The sequence below is a fragment of the Gilliamella sp. N-G2 genome, assembly GCF_002142215.1.
Lineage (GTDB): Bacteria > Pseudomonadota > Gammaproteobacteria > Enterobacterales > Orbaceae > Gilliamella.
In genome coordinates, this window is record NZ_NAST01000063.1 from 1 (window position 1) to 1,653 (window position 1,653).

The 1,653-nt window shown below is 50.9% G+C and carries 1 rRNA gene; it reads left to right on the forward strand.

Going from position 1 to position 1,653, the window contains the following annotated elements:
* Window positions 1-77: 77 nt before the first annotated feature.
* Window positions 78-1,615, forward strand: a 16S ribosomal RNA gene (locus B6C99_RS12935).
* Window positions 1,616-1,653: the final 38 nt, after the last annotated feature.

Here is a 1,653-nt window from a genome sequence, read left to right on the forward strand (position 1 = left end):
AAAAAATTAAGTCTTGATAAGTGACACTGAAGATTCATTTGAATTATGTCAGAGACAGTTATTGAGCATCAAACTTTAAATTGAAGAGTTTGATCATGGCTCAGATTGAACGCTGGCGGCAGGCTTAACACATGCAAGTCGAACGGTAACATGAGTGCTTGCACTTGATGACGAGTGGCGGACGGGTGAGTAAAGTATGGGGATCTGCCGAATGGAGGGGGACAACAGTTGGAAACGACTGCTAATACCGCATAACGTTGAGAGACCAAAGCATGGGACCTTCGGGCCATGCGCCATTTGATGAACCCATATGGGATTAGCTAGTTGGTAGGGTAAAGGCTTACCAAGGCGACGATCTCTAGCTGGTCTGAGAGGATGACCAGCCACACTGGAACTGAGACACGGTCCAGACTCCTACGGGAGGCAGCAGTGGGGAATATTGCACAATGGGGGAAACCCTGATGCAGCCATGCCGCGTGTATGAAGAAGGCCTTCGGGTTGTAAAGTACTTTCGGTAATGAGGAAGGTGGTGTATCTAATAGGTGCATCAATTGACGTTAATTACAGAAGAAGCACCGGCTAACTCCGTGCCAGCAGCCGCGGTAATACGGAGGGTGCGAGCGTTAATCGGAATGACTGGGCGTAAAGGGCATGTAGGCGGATAATTAAGTTAGGTGTGAAAGCCCTGGGCTCAACCTAGGAATTGCACTTAAAACTGGTTAACTAGAGTATTGTAGAGGAAGGTAGAATTCCACGTGTAGCGGTGAAATGCGTAGAGATGTGGAGGAATACCGGTGGCGAAGGCGGCCTTCTGGACAGATACTGACGCTGAGATGCGAAAGCGTGGGGAGCAAACAGGATTAGATACCCTGGTAGTCCACGCTGTAAACGATGTCGATTTGGAGTTTGTTGCCTAGAGTGATGGGCTCCGAAGCTAACGCGATAAATCGACCGCCTGGGGAGTACGGCCGCAAGGTTAAAACTCAAATGAATTGACGGGGGCCCGCACAAGCGGTGGAGCATGTGGTTTAATTCGATGCAACGCGAAGAACCTTACCTGGTCTTGACATCCACAGAATCTTGCAGAGATGCGAGAGTGCCTTCGGGAACTGTGAGACAGGTGCTGCATGGCTGTCGTCAGCTCGTGTTGTGAAATGTTGGGTTAAGTCCCGCAACGAGCGCAACCCTTATCCTTTGTTGCCAGCGGTTCGGCCGGGAACTCAAAGGAGACTGCCGTTGATAAAGCGGAGGAAGGTGGGGACGACGTCAAGTCATCATGGCCCTTACGACCAGGGCTACACACGTGCTACAATGGCGTATACAAAGGGAGGCGACCTCGCGAGAGCAAGCGGACCTCATAAAGTACGTCTAAGTCCGGATTGGAGTCTGCAACTCGACTCCATGAAGTCGGAATCGCTAGTAATCGTGAATCAGAATGTCACGGTGAATACGTTCCCGGGCCTTGTACACACCGCCCGTCACACCATGGGAGTGGGTTGCACCAGAAGTAGATAGCTTAACCGCAAGGGGGGCGTTTACCACGGTGTGGTCCATGACTGGGGTGAAGTCGTAACAAGGTAACCGTAGGGGAACCTGCGGTTGGATCACCTCCTTACGAAGAGCTCGTAAGTGTTCACACAGATTGTTTGTTTA